At 56.2% G+C, this 18,398-nt stretch carries 13 protein-coding genes; 11 read left to right on the plus strand and 2 right to left on the minus strand.

Annotated features, from left to right (window positions below; translation table 11 throughout):
* Window positions 1-501: 501 nt before the first annotated feature.
* The 3 genes from ACFPDR_RS15735 to ACFPDR_RS15745 all read left to right on the plus strand — a co-directional run bounded on the left by ACFPDR_RS15735 (window position 502) and on the right by ACFPDR_RS15745 (window position 3,049).
* Window positions 502-969 (plus strand): hypothetical protein, encoded by a 468-nt coding sequence (locus ACFPDR_RS15735; protein WP_376911430.1) that lies wholly within the window; start codon window positions 502-504, stop codon window positions 967-969.
* A gap of 295 nt (window positions 970-1,264) precedes the next feature.
* On the plus strand, window positions 1,265-1,696 hold the full coding sequence (locus tag ACFPDR_RS15740) for a hypothetical protein (RefSeq protein WP_376911432.1): 432 nt from the start codon (window positions 1,265-1,267) through the stop codon (window positions 1,694-1,696).
* A 516-nt stretch (window positions 1,697-2,212) separates the two neighbouring features.
* Window positions 2,213-3,049 carry a dienelactone hydrolase family protein gene (locus tag ACFPDR_RS15745; RefSeq protein ID WP_226349696.1) on the plus strand — a complete coding sequence of 279 codons (837 nt, stop codon included), beginning with the start codon at window positions 2,213-2,215 and terminating at the stop codon, window positions 3,047-3,049.
* A gap of 287 nt (window positions 3,050-3,336) precedes the next feature.
* Here the strand turns inward: ACFPDR_RS15745 and recJ are convergent, their stop codons facing one another.
* Both recJ and ACFPDR_RS15755 read right to left on the minus strand, forming a co-directional pair.
* Window positions 3,337-5,061 carry a single-stranded-DNA-specific exonuclease RecJ gene (recJ, locus tag ACFPDR_RS15750; RefSeq protein ID WP_376911434.1) on the minus strand — a complete coding sequence of 575 codons (1,725 nt, stop codon included), beginning with the start codon at window positions 5,059-5,061 and terminating at the stop codon, window positions 3,337-3,339.
* A complete protein-coding gene (locus tag ACFPDR_RS15755; RefSeq protein ID WP_137430912.1) occupies window positions 5,043-5,990 on the minus strand; it encodes a hypothetical protein in 948 nt (315 codons plus the stop codon). Before ACFPDR_RS15755 ends, recJ begins: the two co-directional genes overlap by 19 nt.
* A gap of 42 nt (window positions 5,991-6,032) precedes the next feature.
* Between ACFPDR_RS15755 and ACFPDR_RS15760 the strand changes: the two genes are divergently transcribed.
* The 8 genes from ACFPDR_RS15760 (at window position 6,033) to purL (ending at window position 18,368) form a co-directional block, all read left to right on the plus strand.
* Window positions 6,033-7,307, plus strand: a complete 1,275-nt coding sequence (locus ACFPDR_RS15760; RefSeq protein WP_009457991.1) for a lipoprotein-releasing ABC transporter permease subunit — start codon at window positions 6,033-6,035, stop codon at window positions 7,305-7,307.
* On the plus strand, window positions 7,300-8,013 hold the full coding sequence (locus ACFPDR_RS15765; RefSeq protein ID WP_254499384.1) for an ABC transporter ATP-binding protein: 714 nt from the start codon (window positions 7,300-7,302) through the stop codon (window positions 8,011-8,013). Before ACFPDR_RS15760 ends, ACFPDR_RS15765 begins: the two co-directional genes overlap by 8 nt.
* Window positions 8,014-8,087: 74 nt before the next feature.
* Entirely contained in the window at window positions 8,088-8,921 is an 834-nt protein-coding gene (locus ACFPDR_RS15770) for a TatD family hydrolase (protein ID WP_321386581.1), read from the plus strand.
* Between the two features lie 200 nt (window positions 8,922-9,121).
* Entirely contained in the window at window positions 9,122-11,590 is a 2,469-nt protein-coding gene (locus tag ACFPDR_RS15775) for a DNA internalization-related competence protein ComEC/Rec2 (RefSeq protein ID WP_376911438.1), read from the plus strand.
* A gap of 121 nt (window positions 11,591-11,711) precedes the next feature.
* Entirely contained in the window at window positions 11,712-12,608 is an 897-nt protein-coding gene (locus ACFPDR_RS15780) for an alpha/beta fold hydrolase (protein WP_336972501.1), read from the plus strand.
* 6 nt (window positions 12,609-12,614) lie between these two features.
* The gene (locus ACFPDR_RS15785; RefSeq protein WP_376911440.1) at window positions 12,615-13,463 is read left to right on the plus strand and encodes a 3',5'-nucleoside bisphosphate phosphatase; all 849 of its coding nucleotides are present in this window, start codon (window positions 12,615-12,617) and stop codon (window positions 13,461-13,463) included.
* 17 nt (window positions 13,464-13,480) lie between these two features.
* Entirely contained in the window at window positions 13,481-14,074 is a 594-nt protein-coding gene (gene greB, locus ACFPDR_RS15790) for a transcription elongation factor GreB (RefSeq protein ID WP_009457980.1), read from the plus strand.
* Between the two features lie 232 nt (window positions 14,075-14,306).
* The gene (gene purL / locus ACFPDR_RS15795) at window positions 14,307-18,368 is read left to right on the plus strand and encodes a phosphoribosylformylglycinamidine synthase (RefSeq protein ID WP_226349690.1); all 4,062 of its coding nucleotides are present in this window, start codon (window positions 14,307-14,309) and stop codon (window positions 18,366-18,368) included.
* Window positions 18,369-18,398: the final 30 nt, after the last annotated feature.

Here is an 18,398-nt window from a genome sequence, read left to right on the forward strand (position 1 = left end):
TTGTGTTCATGCTTGATTAACGTGCTGAGATGATTATGTGGTCCGACTATAAAAGATACGGAATGAAATTGAACAGAATTGGATGAAAGTTGATGGTTGTTTTTAGACTTTTCTGTTCGGGTCTGCTTTAGCTGGAATAAACGCAGATACTATTTATGATTGGCGGGCAGAAGCGGGTAGCGCCTTGATGAATGCGGGCTTTAGCAACTTCAAAGCCCTGGGTAACCACGGAGGCGACCCGGTGCGGTGGGATATTAATCAGTTAATAAGTGAGCAGCAAACTTTGCGGCCTATCCATGAAGGTTATCTTAAGGATAGATTTTTATTTGGGTTGATGTCCGAATGGCAGACTAATACAAACTCTATATTAGGTGCTGGAAATAATTTTGTTACTTCTGATAAGCAGGGGCAGCCTGGTGGGATTGATGTCTTGGATTATCAGTCTCGTGTTAGATACGGATGTAGGCTTCTAGGTTATTCTGAACAGCAAGGTTGCACACCATGAAGGGCTATCCATACTGGAAAGTTGGTCTGGGGTTTATTTTGTGCCCTGGAATTGCGGGTGTTATTGCAACTTTAGTGGGAACCTATTATCAAATAATAGATCCGAAAATAAGTTGGCTTGGGGTTTTGGGTTTTTTTTCTGGTTCTTTGCCGGTAATAGTTTTTTTTACTATCGTTATTAATATTCCACCGGCTTTTATTATATCTATGGTTTTGTTGTTTTTTCGTCCTTTTCGATCGTTGATGAGTTTGTTGTTTATTTCTATTTTTGGTGGGTTTCTGGCTTTTTTCTGGGGTCAGTATATATCTCCTGCTAATGATGGGCTTGGTTATTGGGAGGCAATTTCTGAAAATTGGTTAACCACGCCGTTTGCCAGTGCATTTGTACTTGGCGCGATTTCGTCATTGGTGATGGCGTTTTGGGTTTTGCCTAAACGGTCTGAAGTAAGCGACAGAAAACAGTGAAATAGTTGAAATTAACCCGGTCATGAATTGGTGAAAGCCAACGTAAATGGGTTTTATTAAATATTAAGACGATAGATCGATCATTTTCTTAACACCCTGTCCACTTGGAGCGGGTGAGCGAAGAGCATAACGGTGCGAGCAATCATGGTAATCAATAGCGCCATGACAGCCCTTGATGGCTTATGGGTCTTGCCTAAGTACCCTAGAGGCGAATAAGTTGATTCATCTTGGAAGAAGGGCTTAGGTTCGTTTTGCGTATAAGTTTTTGATGTATAGCCAATCAGGGGGGCGAAGCATGAGTCCGTACCCACGCTTGCGGGTATTTTTGGGTTTCTTGTTGTGTCCCATGCTGGCGGGTCTGTTTATTGGGGTGTGGCTGGCGCTCTCGGGGGCCCAGTCCGGGGATCAGGCTTGGGTGGTGCTGGTAGGCAGTATGGCAGGTGGTTTGTTGGCCGCTCTTAATGTACTTGCTTTTTATGGCGCCCCAGCGCTGTTACTGGCCTTGATCTATAGCGTGGTGAAACCTACCAGAACATGGCTTAACGTTTTATTAATTGCGCTTCTAGGAGCATTGACCGCCTTACTGTGGAACATGTTTGTATTTCCAGGCCTGAAGGATTGGGCGAGTGCGTTACTGGGAGGCGGCACCTCATTGTTAATGGCCATATGGGCCTTGCCTAAGCAGGCCCCAAATTCGTACCGGAAAGATAAGGTCCCGGAAAAGTAACGGAGCCTGAATAAATAGGTGATCTAGCCTGTGGGTGTGTTGAGCTTATTTCTTGGACGCCTTAACTAAGCCAAAAGGCAAGAGAGGGTAAGCCCAAAGTTGAACGGCTCAGTTTGATCAGGTGAGTGCCGGGGCTTGTCTGGACACAAAATTCAAGGATTAGCGCTAGGTATTTCGTTACCTAAGGTATGGATTGTGCCTGTTCGAGGCAGTACCGTGCGCCATGTTCTGAGAGCGCCAATAGGCTTAAGGGGTTGTTAACCTCGGTTGAATCGCAGTTCCAATTATGTTGCACTAGGCTTGGAGCCGCATTGTTGTCGTACTGTCTGGCGGCAGCGCTTGGCCTTGTGTTTTGAACGAGATTTTCTGGTAGTGGTGGCGATGAAGAAGAGTAGGCAGAACCTGGTAAATAATCGGATTGATGCGGGATATATAGTAAGAGACTTCAGCTTTAGGTCTGGTTCGCGGATCAGGAACCTGGTCTCAGCGGCTTTGGCTCTTGTGTTGGGCGGGGCCATGCTGGGAGTAGCGCAGGGGGAACCGGTACAGCCTGAGCAGCTTCGTTTTCCTAGTCTGGATAAGTGGAAGGGCGATCAGGCTTTAACGCTGGACGGATACCTGTTCAAGCCCGCAGGCGCTGCGCCTTTCCCTGCTGTTGTCATGTTTCATGGCTGCGCCGGTGCATTATCCGTCAAGACTGGGCGCATTACCTCGCGATTTACCAATATGGCGCACTTGCTCAACGAGATGGGCTATGCGGTGTTGATTGTGGACAGCTTTAATCCACGTGGCGTGTCACAAATATGCACGACACCTCTTGCGGACCGGGATATTAAGAACAGACACCGGATCAGGGATGCCTATGGGGCCTTGCAGTACTTGAATTCGCGCCCTGACATTGTGACTGACAAGATCGGTGCCATCGGGTTTTCGCACGGGGGTAGCGGTGCGTTGTCGGCAATGGACGCGACAAGCGAAGCGTATAAGCGCTCGGGACAGCAATTTGCAGCGGCGGTGGCCCTATACCCAGGCTGCGGCTGGCAGTCGCGCAAGCGCCCCGAGTTTTCTGCGTATGGCCCTTTGTTGATTTTGGCTGGCGAGAAAGACGACTGGACGCCGGTAGCGCCGTGCAGAGATTTGACGACTCGTAGCCAGCAGCGCAACGAGCCTGTTGAACTGATTGTGTATGAAGGCGCCTATCATGCCTTTGACAGCGAAAATGAAGTCTACGTCCGTAAGAATGTACCTAACGGTGTTAATGGTCAGGCAGGAGTGCATGTGGGAGCCAATCCCGCTGCCCGCGAAGCGGCCTATAAACGCATTCGCGAGTTCTTCCGTGAGCATTTGAGCTAAGCCGTCCAAAAGGTGGGTTCTGACGCTGGGCAGTGCATAGGCGGACCAGAACAGCAGCCCTTTTCGAGCGCTCTTTATTGGTTCAGCTCAAACGAGATATGCCCCAGGCACCCTGGCAGGCTAAGGGTTTTATCCGAATGGGGCGCATCATTGTTGAGGGCAGTGCTGATTCTGCGTAGGTTTGCCTCGTATTCTCCCATCGTGAGTGCGCTACCCCTGTTTGTGTGTGATGAGCGAGGGATAGCGGTCACGGATATGTTATTGGGAAGGGCAGTGCTTGGGTTCGGTCAGCGGGATGGATCGTTGGGGCAGTCCTGGGCAAATTCAATAATGAATTGCACGCTGACGTTTCCATTCCATTCGTTCTGGTCCAAGCGATAAGCGGCTTCGATATGCTCGGACAGCAAGGTATCGCGATTGAACCAAATGGCATCGAAGTATTCGCCGTTACGCTCCAGACTCAATTTCAGATGCTTGTTTTTCAGTAAGCGCTGCTGGCGCACAAAGAATCGGTCATGGAATACTGGTGCTGGAAAACCTGCGCCCCAGACTTGTTTTTGTAGCATGCCGGCCACCGTAATATTGATGTGCTCGGGCTCCAGCGAACCGTCCGTTTCGATGACAGGATCAAACTGGAAGCGGCCTGTCAGTTCCTGCACGGCTTCTTCAAAAGCTTGCACAAACACATCGTAATTATCTTCTTCGATTGTCAGGCCAGCTGCCATGGCGTGGCCACCAAACTTCAGAATCAGGCCGGGGTAGCGTTTGGAGACCAGATCCAGCGCATCGCGCAGGTGGACGTCGGGGATGGAGCGGCCCGAACCTTTGATCTCGCCTTCGTCACCTTGTGCAAACGCCAGGGTAGGACGCCAGTACTTTTCTTTCAAACGCGAGGCGACCAGGCCAACCACGCCCTGGTGCCATTCGGGGTGGAACACGCACACAGTGGCGCTGGTGTCCGGTTCGGCCAGTTCGGCTGCGCGCAGGGCCTCTTCGCGCATGGATTGCTCAATCGAGCGGCGATCCTGGTTCATGTCCTCCAGTTCGCGAGCCAAATTAGCGGCCTCGTCTTCGTCATCCGTGATCAGGCAGCGTATGCCCAAGGCCATATCGGCCAGTCGACCGGCGGCGTTGATGCGTGGCCCCAGGGCAAAACCCAGATCAAAGGCGCTGGCCTGCCGCGGGTCACGGCCAGCAACCTGGAACAGGGCGCGCATCCCAGCCTGCATCTGGCCCTTGCGCATGCGCTCCAGCCCTTGGGTGACGATCAGGCGGTTATTGGCATCCAGGCTGACTACGTCGGCCACGGTCCCCAGGGCGACCAGATCGGCCAGTTCGTTCAGGCGTGGGCCTGCATTGGCCTCATATACCCCGCGCTGACGCAGCTCGGCACGCAAAGCCAGCATCAGGTAAAAAATAACGCCCACACCGGCCAGGTTCTTGGAGGGGAACTCACAGCCGGGCTGATTGGGGTTCACAATCGCCAGGGCATTGGGCAACTCATCGCCGGGCAGGTGGTGGTCTGTGACCAGAACTTTCATGCCCGCCATATGAGCGGCTTCCACACCATCAATACTGGCAATGCCGTTATCCACGGTAATCAGCAGATCCGGTTTGCCCGAGGGATGTTGCTCTGCCAGTTCGACCACGGCGGGTGACAGGCCATAGCCGGTTTCAAAACGGTTTGGAACCAGAAAGTCCACGACTGCGCCCATGCTGCGCAGCGCACGCAGGCCGACTGCACAGGCGGTAGCACCGTCACAGTCGTAGTCGGCAATGATCAGCATTCGGTCCCGGCGGGCAATGGCATCGGCCAGCAAGACGGCGGCTTCACGCGCCTGGGTCAGCATATTGGGCGGAATCATGTTGCGCCAGGCCGGATCGATCTGGGCGGCATCGGTTACACCCCGGGAGGCCAGCAGACGGGCCATTAAATCGTGAATCCCGGCCTGTTTCAGGGCGTGGCTGGCGGCTTCTTGAGCGGGACGGTTTTTCAGGATAGGGGTGACCACCACTGACTCCAGTTAGAGGTTTGTTTGAACAGGGACAGGGGCCAGATGCGGCGCGAGGCGGGACCGACGTGAGCATAGCGGTCCAGTCCGGTCAGCACCAGTTCTGGCATGGGCCCTGCGGCCAGGGGGGCGAGCACGGTACGATCCAGCTCGGCCAGTTGTTGCAGCCAAAGCCCCCAGTCTTGACGTATCAGGCTGTCTTGCAAGTCATCAATAATGCGCAGTTCGGCGGGCTCGGGGCCTAATTGCTGACAGGACGCTCCGCCAAACAGCCACAAGCTGTTCACATTGGGCAGACCCGCCTGTTCGCGCTCCTGATTGTCCGGCAGGGAAAAGGCCAGCATTTGAAATTCATTGATAAGACGACGCCAGGGGCGGGTTTGCACATCCTGTGTCCACCAATTATTCAAATTGCTTTGGCTGACCAGTTCTGTGGAGGCCGCTTGCACCGTAAAATCAGCCGGTGGAGTGACACGCCACAAGGCCGGGCTGATGTACTCGAATTGAAAGCCGGTGTCGTCCAGATAAGGGCGAATGGCCTCCAGCAAGGCGCGGCTATAGGACTCAGTCAAGGCCAGTTGCTCGCTGGGTATCAGCATGGCGCCCTCGCGAGAGGGGGCAATGTGCACCAGCTCTGCCAGCCAGACAGCTTCTTCAGGTGTCACCGAGTGGATTTGTTTCAACTGGCGTAGCCGCAAAGGGGCCAGACCTGCGCTAAGATGCTGGGCTTGGTGCGCCGTAAAGCCGTGGGCGTGCAAAAGCCAGGCTTGTGCTGGCGTGCACAGGTCCTCGGACGGGTCGCGTACCGACAGCGTGCCTTTGCCCTGAGTCAGTAACTGAACCAGTGAAGGGGCCGTCTGGGGCAAGTGTTTGATGAGTTCGCGCGCGATGGCCGGTTCCGGCAGCGCACCGTTGATTACGATCTGCATGACAGCGATTGTAGTGTTTTCTTTGAGGCGATAGCAGCTCGCATGGGATACGAATTTTGGATTGGAGCGCGGTATGCCGGCCTGGCCAAGGGCCGCAAACGGCGTGGGGGACGAAAAGACCGTTTTGTCTCCTTTATTGCGGGCAGCTCGATGGCGGGGATTGCCCTGGGGGTAGCCGCGCTGATTGTCGTGCTGTCTGTCATGAACGGTTTTCAGACCCAGGTGCGTGATCGCATGCTGTCGGTCTTGCCGCATATTGAGTTGATTGTGCGCAATGCCGATCATCAGCAAGTCCTGAATGAATGGAAGTCGCTGGCCCAAAAAGCCCAGACCAATCCGGCGGTGGTGGGCTCGGCCCCCTATGTGGCCGGGCAGGGCATGCTGGTGCGCAGTAATCAATTGATGGGCGTGCAGGTACGTGGCATTGAGCCTGATCAGGAAAGCAAGGTGTCCGAGCTGGCCCAGCAAATGGTCATGGGCCGACTGGAAAATCTGCAGCCAGGCACTTTCGGGATTGTGCTGGGCGAGCAGTTGGCCAATCAGTTACGTGTCAGTACGGGCGATACGATCATGCTGATGGCCCCGCAAGGCTCGATCTCGCCAGCCGGCTTTTCGCCACGCATGCGCCAGTTCACGGTAACCGGCGTGTTTTCCTCCGGCTATTACGAATACGATGCCAGCCTGGCTTTTGTGAACGTGGATGATGCTTCCAAGATTTTCCGCGACAGTGGCAATAGTGGTGTGCGTCTGCGTATTAAAGATATGCAGCAGGCCCCCATGGTGGCTCAGGAGTTGGCCAGCAAAATGCCGCGCAACGTGCTGGTGTCGGACTGGACAGCTAATAACCGTACCTGGTTTGCCGCTGTGCAAACCGAAAAACGCATGATGTTTCTGATTCTGGCCTTGATTGTGGCCGTGGCGGCTTTCAACCTGCTGTCTTCCTTGGTGATGGCCGTGAAAGACAAGCAGTCGGATATTGCGATTCTGCGCACTATTGGTGCCACCCCCAGCGAGATTGCCCGTATTTTCCTGGTGCAAGGTGCTTTGATTGGCGTTGTGGGTACCTTGCTGGGCGTCGGTTTGGGTACCTTGATTGCCTACAATATCGACGTGATCGTGCCCTTTATTGAAAACCTGATGGGTCGTAAATTCCTGCCTCAGCAGATTTACTTCATCAGCGAATTGCCTTCCAATCCGCAGGTCTATGACATTGTGCTGATTGCTATCGTCTCGCTGGTTTTGTCCTTCCTGGCCACGCTGTACCCAAGCTGGCGTGCTTCCAAGCTTCAACCTGCACAGGTGCTGCGTCATGACTGATCTTATCGCTCCAACCGTGCTGCGCGCGCGCGATGTCAGCGTCCACTACGAGGAAGGTGGCAACAGCATTCAAGTGCTTTCCGGGGTGAATCTGGAAGTGTGTCGTGGCGAGATGGTGGCTATTATCGGCGCTTCCGGCTCGGGTAAAAGTACCTTGCTGCACGCTTTGGGCCTGCTGGACAAGCCTGATACAGGCAGCATCGAGGTTAACGGCACCCAGACAGAGAGTCTGAATGAAAGCGAACGCAGTCAGCTGCGCAACAAGGTGCTGGGCTTTGTGTACCAGTTCCACCATTTGCTGCCTGAGTTTGATGCGCTGGACAATGTGGCCATGCCCTTGATCGTGCGTCGCATGAAGCGTCCAGAGGCGCGCGAGCAGGCTCAGCAGGTTCTGGAACAAGTGGGTTTGTCCCAGCGCGTGCATCACTATCCGGGTCAGTTGTCCGGGGGCGAGCGTCAGCGAGTGGCCTTGGCGCGTGCTTTGGTCACACGACCTGCCTGCGTGCTGGCGGACGAGCCTACGGGTAATCTGGACCGCTATACCGCTGAAGGTATGTTTGAACTGTTAAGCCGGGTCAATGAAGAGTTCGGCACGGCTTTTGTCATCGTGACCCATGACCAGGCCCTGGCCTCCCTGGCCCATCGTCAGCTGGTCATGGACAAGGGCTATCTGACCCAGGAAATCAGGGCCGAGCGCCGGGTCTAATACCTGGCAGGGGCGTGGGGCTGTCATACCGCGTCCTTCCCTTTGAGGGGCTGAGGTTTGTGGGGAGTCTCGTTATGCTTATTGATACGCATTGTCATCTGGATGCTCCCGAATTTGCTCAAGACCGGGAGCAGGTGATTGAGCGTGCCCGCGTGGCGGGTGTGCGTTCGATTGTGGTGCCGTCCGTAGGTGTATTTGACTTTCAAGCTGCCCGTGAGACCGCGATGGCAGCAACCGGAGGCGTGTATGCGCTGGGGATTCACCCCCTGTTTACTCCTGAAGCGGGGGCAGCAGATCTGGAAGGCCTGGAGCAGGAAATCCAGCTGCGTCTGGACGACCCGCGTTTTGTCGCCTTGGGTGAAATCGGTCTGGATTACTTTGTGCCAGAGCTGAAAACCGAAGAGGCTAGTCGTCATCAGGAATGGCTGTATGAAGCTCAATTGGCCATGGCGCAACGCTATGGCTTGCCTGTACTCCTGCATGTGCGTCGCTCTCAAGACCGGGTACTGAAATATCTGCGGCAATTTCCGGGAGTAGGCGGAATCGCCCATGCTTTTAACGGTAGTGAGCAGCAGGCGCAGATGTTCGTACGCCAAGGCTGTGCGCTGGGTTTTGGTGGGGCCATGACCTTTGGCCGAGCCAAGCAGATTCGCCGTCTGGCGCAGGATATGAGTCTTGATGATATTGTGCTGGAAACCGATGCGCCGGATTTGGCGCCGTCCTGGCTGGTGGAGCCGGGGACTCCCTTGGCATCGGTTCGCAATGAGCCGGCTGAGGTGAAAGGAGTCGCGGAGAGTCTTGCAGAGCTGCGGGGGACGGGCGTGGCTGATGTCATTCGCCAGACCGGGGCCACGGCACGACGAGTCTTGCCAAGGCTGGATGCGTTTTTGTCTAGCCAGGGGTATTAGGCTGGGGGCAGGCTTTTTGATGTTGCCAGAACTGCTTTTTCACTGGGCTTTCACTCCTGGTTTATCTGTCAGGTAAGAGGCGCGTTTTGCCTATCGGTACAAGCCGATATGAGCAAAGTGTCCTTGTTTCGACCCTTTGAGGCACGCCTGAACTCTACGCTATAGATTTGCGTGGAGATCACGATGGCAGGGCAGAGCCCATGACAGGGCGTGCGTGTTTAGCCGCTTTTGTGGCCGCAGCCACATTCACCCATTTCCTGAAGCCTTCGTATCTGGCCTTGCCTGTTTGGCCGTGGCTGGGTGCTGTGGTTGTGAGCATCTTGCTGGCGCAGCGTTTTTCTTTTGCTTATGTTCTGGTCTTTGCCTGCTTGGGAGCCAGCTACAGCATTTGGCATATACAGGGCCGGCTGGCTCAATCCGTCCCGGTCACTGACATCAATAAAGTCAGTCGGGTAGAGCTGGAAATCCAGTCCTTGGTACAGGCAGGGCCGAATTACAGACAGTTTCAGGCACGAGTTTTGAGCTCCCAGCCTCCCGGTCTGCCCGAGCAGATTCTGGTTCGCTGGAATGCGGCTCAAGGCCATCGCTCCCTGTACCGTGAGCCGTCTGTACAAAGCTTCCCCGAGCTGATGCCCGGTCAGCGCTGGCGCATGTCTTTATTGATGCGTCCACCTCAAGGAGCCCGTAACCCTCATGGCTTTGACGCAGAACGTCATGCCATGACTCAAGGCTGGCGGGCTGTGGGCAGTGTGCGGGGTCAGCCACAACGATTGGACTTCGATCCGGCGCAGTCCTGGTTCACATGGACGGAGCGTCTACGCCATCATTTGCGCAACGTCCTGATGCCCTACGTACAAGAACAACGCTGGGGCGGGGTGATGCTGGCTTTGTCTTTGGGAGATCAGGCCAGTATCGCCGCAGCGGATTGGCTGATCTTCAATCGCAGTGGCCTGACGCACCTGGTCTCCATCAGCGGCACGCACGTTACGTTCCTGGCCGTGTTGTTGGCTGCCTTAGTGTCCTGGTGTTGGCGACGTGTTCGTTGGGGGCGCTGGGTATTGGCCGAACAAGTTCCTGCTCAGGTTGCTGCGACCTGGGTAGGTATTGCCGGGGCGGGTGCTTACTGCGTCATCGCAGGCTGGGGTGTTCCTGCCCAGCGTACTTTTTTGATGTTGCTGGTGCTGGGTGTCTGCCGTATTCGGGGTTTATATTTGGGAGCCAGCCGGACTTTGCTGATTGCAGCTCTGTTTGTGGTTTTGCATGATCCATGGGCGGGGCTGACCACCGGCTTTTATCTATCTTTCGCCGCCGTTTCGGTCTTGTTCGCGTTTGGCGCTTTGATGGGGCAGGTGCCGCAGCCAGGCTCCTGGTGGCAGCGCTGGGGGCGGCGGATCTGGTTTGCGACTCAGTTGCAGGTGCTGATTACCTTGGCCTTGCTGCCCGCACTGGCCCCCTTGTTCCATGAAATATCCTTGGCTTCCTTGCCCGCGAATGCGTATGCCATCACCTTGATCGGCTCAGTTGTGACGCCGCTGGTGCTGCTCTTGTTGATTTTGGCGGCGCTACAGGCTCCGCCAAGCTGGTGCGAGTCTGTCGCCAATCTTGCTCATGCTGTATTGGATTTCACCATGCAGCCTACGATCTGGCTGGCGGAGCGCAGCCTTGCCAGTGTGCCAGTGCCTGCCCAGCACTGGGCTTGGACAGTTCTGGCTTTGCTGGGGGTACTGCTATTACTTTTGCCCAAAGGCTTTGTGTCCCGCTTGAGCGGCCTGTCTCTGTTGGTGCCCGCCTTGGCTTTACGACCTTCTTTATTGCAGGAAGGGGACTGGGACTTGTTTGCCCTGGATATAGGCCAGGGCAGTGCGGTGGTGCTGCGTACTCGCAGTCAGGTGTTGCTGTTTGACGTGGGAAACCGCTACGGCCCTGATTCCGATGAAGGCAAACGCAGCATTGCGCCCTGGTTGAAAGCCAATGGAATAGGGCGGATCGATACCTTGGTGTTGTCTCATGCCGATATGGACCATGTGGGCGGGACGCGCAGCGTATTGCAGGCGGTGCCGGTTAGCCGCTCCTATAGCAGCTTTGATCTGGACGCGCATCTGAATCGGGAGGAGCGTTTGCTGGCCGTGCCTGCTGGCTCCACTGTTCGCCCGGAGCAGGCCCTGCGCTGTGAGCAGGATGTGCACTGGGAGGTAGACGGCGTACGTTTCCGGTTCTGGTGGCCCCCTGCGGATGAAGCCAGATTCAAGGCCGCCTATGGTAGCGAGGAAGATAAGAATGCCATCAGCTGTGTGCTGGAAATTCGAGGTGCCCGGCACAGCGCCTTGCTTTTGGGCGATGCCGGTGTGGCGCAGGAGCAAGCCATTGTGGCGGCGGGCTTGGGGCCTGTTGATGTCGTTGTAGTCGGGCATCACGGTTCCCGGACCTCCTCGGGGGCGCATTTTGTGAAACACATGCAAGCGGGGGTGGCGATTGCTCAACTAGGATGGTGGAATCGCTTTGGGCATCCACATGCGCAGGTGCAAACGCGTTGGGAACGCTCCGGCGCTTTATTCCTGCGTACCGATCATTGGGGCGCTTTGACTGTGGAGTCGCGTCCTTCGGCCCTGTATTACTTTGGCGAGCGTGATCGTCACGCCCGCTACTGGCAGTCCCCAGCACCGCCCTGACGGCAGGACAGAAACGGCATAGTAAAGCCCTCGGGCTGGGCTACAATAGTCCTTTATCTGTCAAATTCTGGTCTGAGCGTTCATGACAACTGATCTTCAGGAGCCGCGCCTTAATTGGGTTATGTGTGCCAGTGCCTCCGGTACGCACCGCATGGCGTACTGGGAGTGGGGCGATCCCGGTAACGATCAGGTCTTGATGTGCGTGCATGGTTTGACGCGTACTGGCCGGGATTTTGATCAACTGGCTCAGCGCCTGTCCAAACGTTACCGTGTGGTAGCCCCCGATGTTGTGGGACGTGGCCGCTCTGATTGGCTGATTGATCCTGCCGCTTACGCTATTCCTCAATACGTTGCTGACATGTTGGTGTTGATTGCCCGATTGCAGCCGGCACGGCTGGATTGGGTGGGCACATCCATGGGCGGTTTGATTGCCTTGGGTTTGCAAGGCGCGCAAGCCATGTCAGCCTTGCTGCGTCCGGCTCGCCCCGGACCAGGTCTGGGTGTCGAGCCCTTGCAACTGCCTTTGGGTCGAGTCGTTCTGAACGATGTAGGCCCGGCGCTGGATATGACAGGGCTGCAACGCATCAGTGAATACGTTGGGCAGTCCGTGCTGTTTGATACCTTCGAGCAGGCGGTGGAGTATGTACGTTCCGTCTCGGCTTCCTTCGGAGAGCATTCCGCTGAAGAATGGGCCGATATGTCCCGCCACGTCTTTGTGGAACATGAAGGTAAATGGCGTCGCCATTACGATTTGCGCTTGTCGCAAGCCTTTGCTCAGCAAGCGGATGTGGATTTGCAAGCGGCACAGGCTTTGTTGTGGGGCGCCTATGAGGGTTTGCCGGACAAGGTTCTGATCGTGCGAGGCCAAGAGTCCGATCTCTTGAAGCCAGAAGCGGCCCAGGAAATGTTGCGACGCAATCCCAATTCGCAACTGGTGACTATTCCCAATGTGGGACATGCGCCCATGCTGCGCAATGCCGAGCAAATCGACCACATCGACTACTTTCTAGCTGGATAGCCCCTTATGAGTGTTCAGGCCCGCTTGCCCGTTGATTTGCATTGCCATTCCATCTATTCAGATGGTGTGCTCAGCCCCGCGGAACTCGCCGCGCGTGCGCATGCTAACGGTGTGAAACTGTGGGCCCTGACGGATCATGACGAAATTGGTGGCTTGAAACTGGCCCGGCACTATGCCGAGGATCTGGGCATACGCTTCGTGGACGGCGTAGAAATTTCCGTCACTTGGGCGAACAAGACTATCCACATTGTTGGCCTGGGCGTGGACCCGGACCATCCTGCCTTGCAAAAGGCACTGCATGATGTGCGTGCTGGCCGCGAGCAGCGCGCCCGTCAAATGGGTGAACGCTTGGAAAAACTGGGTTTTCCCAATGCCTATGAAGGTGCAGTTCCATTTGCGGCCAATCCGGAACTGATCAGCCGCACGCACTTTGCGCGGTTTCTGGTGCAGCAAGGTTACTGCGTTGATATGAATGAGGCCTTTCGCCGCTACTTGGCGGATGGCAAGCCTGCTGCCGTGGAAACCGTCTGGGCCAGCCTGGAAGAAGCGGTGAGCTGGATACGTGAATCCGGCGGCAAGGCGATTATTGCCCACCCCGGACGTTACGAATTGGACGGCACCCGCAGCCATGCCTTGTATACCCAGTTTCTGGAATTGGGTGGTGTGGGGATTGAAGTGCTGACGGGCAGTCACACTCCGCAGGAATACAGCGTGTATACCCAGGTAGCGCGCAGCTATGGTTTTGAGGTGTCCTGCGGTTCGGATTTTCATGGTCCCAGCGAAGGGCGTGTGGATTTAGGCGGTCTGCCGCCTTTGCCCTCGGGATTGAAACCCGTTTGGCAGGAGTGGCTCTAGCAGGAGCCTTGAGAACTATGAATAAAGCCTTTGTGAAAGAGTCCGATCAGGACGACGATGACGATCTGGACGCCCCGGCCAGTGCGCTACCCAGTGGCACCAAGAATTACATGACGGTTCTGGGTTATCGCCGTTTGCGTGGCGAACTGAGCCATTTGATGAACAAGGAACGTCCCGAGGTGGTGCAGATCGTCTCTTGGGCGGCATCCAATGGTGATCGCTCCGAGAACGGCGATTATTTGTACGGTAAAAAACGCCTGCGGGAAATCGACCGCCGTATCCGTTTCCTGACCAAGCGTTTGGAAATTGCCGAAGTGGTCGATCCCGGCTTGCAGCCCAATCCCGATCAGGTGTTCTTTGGTGCAACAGTTGTTTATAGCGACAGCCAGGGTGAAGAGTTCACCATCACCATTGTGGGCGTGGACGAGGCCGAGCCTTTGCAGGGCCGTATCAGCTGGATTTCGCCGGTGGCCCGGGCCCTGATCAAGGCGCGTGAAGGCGACACCGTGGTGCTGCGCACCCCCGCCGGCAAAGAAGAGCTGGATATTCTGGAAGTGTCCTATCCCGAACCCGCACCAGCTCCTGATCTGGATGGAGACAGCCCGATTTGAACGCCGTATCGGGTCCGTATTGGAGATTACGGGGCGCCAATCGCTCCGGCCCCTCAAGACGTCTTGTCGAGCTTGCCGGGTTTGCTGTGTCTCCAGCCCCGCTTGCGGACCCCTTGTTTGAACTGAATTTTCCCTTTTTGTGCACGCCATTTACCGATGTGACCTCTTGTGTCGCTTCCGGTTAAAATGGCGTGTTTTCTATTTCTCCCACCTTTTTTGCCCCTCCCGTATCGTGAGCCAAATCCTGTACTTTCCCGGTTCGTCCGTGCTCTCCGCATTTCGTCGTGAGCGTTTGCTAGAGCGTGTCGAGCAGCGTCAACTGCCTGTTGCCGACATTCTTGCCTTGCACGAATACTATGTCTGGACTGAAGAGTCCGGCCTGGATGCCAGTGCGCGTCAGCACCTCAGCGACTTGCTGGACGATGGTCTGCCTGCGCTGGACCCTCAGCCGCCTAAAGGCGCCTTGGTTCTGCGTGTCATTCCTCGTTTGGGTACCGTGTCACCCTGGGCCAGTAAAGCGACTGACATCGCTCATAACTGTGGCTTGCAAGCGGTACGTCGTATCGAGCGTGGCGTGCGTTACATCATCACCCCCAAGCGTGGCTTGCTGGGTGCCAAGGAACTGGATCAGGCTCAGCTGGAGCAACTGGCTGCCTTGCTGCACGACCGCATGACCGAAACTGTTGTTGGTTTGGAGTTTGACGGTCAGGCGCTGTTCACCCAACTGGAAGGCAAGCCCATCCAGACCGTGGATGTTCTGGGCGGTGGCGTGGCGACCTTGAAGCAGGCCAACGAGGAAATGGGTCTGGCGCTGTCCGAGGACGAAATTGAATACCTGATGGATGCCTTCACACGTCTGGGTCGTAACCCGCACGATGTGGAATTGATGATGTTCGCGCAAGCCAATAGCGAACACTGTCGTCACAAGATTTTTAACGCACAGTGGGTAATTGACGGTCAAAACCAGGGCAAGACCTTGTTTGGCATGATTCGCGAAACCCACGCGGCTCAACCTGAAAACACTGTGGTGGCTTATGCGGATAACGCCGCCATCATGACGGGCGGCCCCGCTACTCTGTTCCATGCCGGTATTGATGATCAGGCCAACGAGCCTGTGTATCAGCGCCACGAAGCACTGGTTCACACCTTGATGAAGGTGGAAACTCATAACCACCCAACCGCAATTGCTCCTTTCCCCGGTGCATCTACCGGTGCCGGTGGCGAGATTCGCGACGAAGGCGCAACAGGCCGTGGTTCCAAGCCCAAAGCAGGTTTGACCGGTTTTACCGTGTCCAATCTGTGCTTCCCTGAGCAAATGGAGCCTTGGGAAAAAGACTCCCACGGTATTCCTGACCGTATCGCCAGCCCCCTGGACATCATGATTGAAGGCCCGATTGGTGGTGCCGCCTTCAATAACGAATTTGGTCGTCCTAATCTGCTGGGTTACTTCCGTACCTTTGAGCAAACGGCTGGCGATCAGCGCTGGGGCTATCACAAGCCCATCATGATTGCTGGTGGTCTGGGTTCGATTGACGATCGCCTGACTCACAAAGATCCTTTGCCAGTGGGTGCCTTGCTGATTCAGCTGGGTGGTCCTGGTATGCGTATTGGTATGGGTGGTGGTGCTGCGTCCAGTATGGGCGTGGGTGCCAACCGTGCTGAACTGGACTTTGACTCCGTGCAGCGTGGTAACCCGGAGATGGAACGCCGTGCCCAGGAAGTGATCGACCGCTGCTGGCAGCAGGGCGAGAATAACCCCATTATTGCCATCCACGACGTGGGGGCGGGTGGTCTGTCCAACGCCTTCCCGGAACTGGTGAACGATGCCGAGCGTGGCGCTATTTTTGAACTGACTCGCGTTCCTCTGGAAGAGTCGGGTCTGTCGCCTGCTGAAATTTGGTCCAACGAATCCCAGGAGCGTTACGTCCTGGCCATTCTGCCCAAGGATCTGCCGCGTTTCGAGCGCATTGCTCAGCGCGAGCGCTGCCCCTTTGCCGTCGTGGGTGTGGCGACTGAAGAGCGCCAATTGCGCGTGACTTTCGGCGAAGGCCTGCCTGGCGTGGACGAAGTGCACACCCCCAAGAGCATCGAGGAACGTCCTGTTGACGTGCCTATGGATGTGATTCTGGGTAAAGCCCCACGCATGGAACGCGACGTCAAGCGTCTGGACGGCGTGGCCGAACCGCTGGACCTGACCGTTATTCCGTTGACCGAAGCCATGCACCGGGTGCTGCGTCACCCCACTGTGGCCAACAAGACTTTCCTGATCAGCATTGGCGACCGCAGCGTGGGTGGCCTGTGCAGTCGTGATCAGATGGTTGGCCCTTGGCAAGTGCCTGTGGCCGACTGCGCCGTTACTTTGGCTGATTTTGAAGGCGTGCGCGGCGAAGCCATGTCCATGGGCGAACGTAGCCCTAGCGCCATGATTGACGCTGCTGCCTCCGGCCGTATGGCTGTGGCTGAAGCCCTGACCAACCTGGTCGCCAGTGATGTGCGTGACCTGAAAGACGTCAAATTGTCCGCCAACTGGATGGCCGCTTGCGGCGTGGATGGCCAGGACGCTGCCTTGTTCGACACGGTTCAGGCTGTCAGCCAGTGGTGCCAGAGCCTGGGCCTGTCCATTCCTGTGGGCAAGGACTCCCTGTCCATGCGTACTAGCTGGGAGCAGGACGGTGAGTCCCGTCAGGTGATTTCGCCAGTTTCCCTGGTGGTGACCGCTTTTGCTCAAGTGGCGGATGTGCGCCGCACCTTGACCCCCCAACTGCAAACCAATGTGGGCGATACCGCTCTGGTCTTGATTGATCTGGGGCAGGGCAAACAGCGTATGGGCGCTTCTGTGTTGGCTCACGCTTTCAATCAGGTTGGCCAGTCCGTGCCCGATATGCAGGACGCCGAAGCCATGCTGGCTTTTGTGAAGGTGATTCGCCAATTGGCCGACCAGGATCTGATCCTGGCCTACCACGACCGTTCCGACGGTGGTCTGGCCGCGACCGTAGCCGAAATGGCTTTTGCCGGTCACACCGGCGTGTCCGTGAATCTGGACATGCTGACCATCGACCCTCATGCTGCCGATTGGGGCGATTACAAGATTCGTGCCGAACAGGTTTCCGTGCAGCGTGATGAAATCACCTTGCGCGCCTTGTTCAACGAAGAGGCTGGTGCTGTTATCCAGGTGCCATTGGCCCAGCGTGATCAGGTCATGCAAACTCTGCGTGAAGCAGGTTTGTCGGCTCACTCCCACGTGATTGGTAGTCTGAACAAGACTGATCAGGTCGAGTTCTACCGCGATGGCGCTTGCATTTACCAAGCCCCTCGTGTGGAACTGGCGCAACAGTGGAGTGAAGTTAGCCGCCGCATCATGGAGCGCCGCGATAACCCCGCTTGCGCACAGGCCGAATTCGATCGCTGGGAAGACGTGCAAGACCCAGGTATCTCGCCGCGTGTCATGTTCAACCCGCAAGAAGATATTGCTGCTCCCTTCATCGCTACCGGCAAGCGCCCACGCGTTGCTATCTTGCGCGAACAGGGTTGCAACAGTCAGGTGGAAATGGCCTGGGCCTTTGATACTGCCGGTTTCGAAGCCGTTGACGTACACATGACCGATTTGCTGTCGGGCCGCGCATCGCTGGAAGGCATGCAGGGCATGGTGGCCGTGGGTGGTTTCAGCTACGGCGACGTTCTGGGCGCTGGTGAAGGCTGGGCCAAGACCATTCGTTTCAACAACCAGTTGTCGGATCAGTTTGCTGCTTTCTTCGGTCGTAGCGATACCTTCGGTCTGGGTATTTGTAATGGTTGCCAGATGATGGCCGCTTTGGCTCCCATGATTCCAGGTGCAGAATTCTGGCCACGCTTTACCCGTAACCAGTCGGAAAAATACGAAGCTCGTTTCTCCAGTGTGGAAATTGCCTCTTCGCCATCCTTATTCTTCAAGGGCATGGAAGGAACGCGCCTGCCAGTAGCCGTGGCTCACGGTGAAGGCTTTGCCAACTTCCAGCGTCAAGGCGATGCGTCCAAGGTCGCCGCTGCGGTTCACTTTGTGGATCATCGCGGTCAGCGCACCGAACAGTACCCGCTGAACCCCAACGGCAGCCCTTACGGTTTGACCGGCGTAACCACGGCAGATGGCCGCTTCACCATCATGATGCCTCACCCGGAACGCGTGACGCGCAACGTCATGATGTCCTGGACTCCAGAGCAGTGGGGCGCCGCCGATCAGGGTGCTGATCAGATGGCAAATGGTGGATTTACTCCCTGGATGCGGATGTTTCGCAACGCTCGGGTCTGGATTGCGTAATTGCTTACGCGTATAATCGATTTTTGGACG

This window comes from Alcaligenes sp. GCM10023179 (genome assembly GCF_042653705.1).
In the GTDB taxonomy this organism is placed as follows: Bacteria; Pseudomonadota; Gammaproteobacteria; order Burkholderiales; family Burkholderiaceae_B; genus Alcaligenes; species Alcaligenes phenolicus.